We start from the raw sequence: 755 nt of genomic DNA, 5'->3' as shown, positions 1-755 counted from the left end.
CGGGTGTTGACCTCCAGGAACGAGATCGTGCCGTCCATACCGACCAGGAACTCCACCGTCCCCGCCCCCACGTAGCCGGCTTCCTTGAGGATGGCCTTGGAGGCGGCGTAGAGCTGGTCGTTCTGGTCCTGGGTCAGGAAGGGGGCCGGGGCCTCTTCGACCAGTTTCTGGTGGCGGCGCTGGAGGGAGCAGTCACGGGTGGAGACGACCACGACGTTGCCGTGGGTGTCGGCCAGGCACTGGGTCTCCACATGGCGGGGCTTGTCGAGGTAGCGCTCGACGAAGCACTCCCCGCGCCCGAACGCCGCGACGGCTTCGCGGACCGCGGAGTCGTAGAGTTCGGGGACTTCTTCCATGGTGCGGGCGACCTTCAGGCCGCGGCCGCCGCCGCCGAAGGCGGCTTTGATGGCGATGGGCAGGCCGTGCTGTTCGGCGAAGGCCACGACCTCGTCCGCGCCGGAGACCGGGTCGGGGGTGCCGGCGACCAGGGGGGCGCCGGCGCGCTGGGCGATGTGGCGGGCGGCGACCTTGTCGCCCAGGTCGCGGATGGCGTGTGGCGGGGGGCCGATCCAGGTCAGGCCCGCGTCCAGGACGGCCTGGGCGAATTCGGCGTTCTCGGAGAGGAATCCGTAGCCGGGGTGGATGGCGTCGGCGCCGGATTCGGCGGCCGCGGCCAGGACCTTGGCCTGGTCGAGATAGCTGGCCGCCGGGGTGTCACCGCCCAGCGCATAGGCTTCATCGGCCGCGCGCACATG

At 71.3% G+C, this 755-nt stretch carries 1 protein-coding gene; it reads right to left on the bottom strand.

What is annotated here, in order from left to right; genetic code table 11:
* Window positions 1-755: biotin carboxylase N-terminal domain-containing protein (locus J5X86_RS50225; protein ID WP_208523242.1), on the bottom strand; the 755-nt coding region annotated here is incomplete at both ends.

The organism is Streptomyces sp. NEAU-YJ-81 (assembly GCF_017592595.1).
GTDB lineage: Bacteria > Actinomycetota > Actinomycetes > Streptomycetales > Streptomycetaceae > Streptomyces > Streptomyces hygroscopicus_B.
This window is presented reverse-complemented; position numbering and strand designations above follow the sequence as displayed.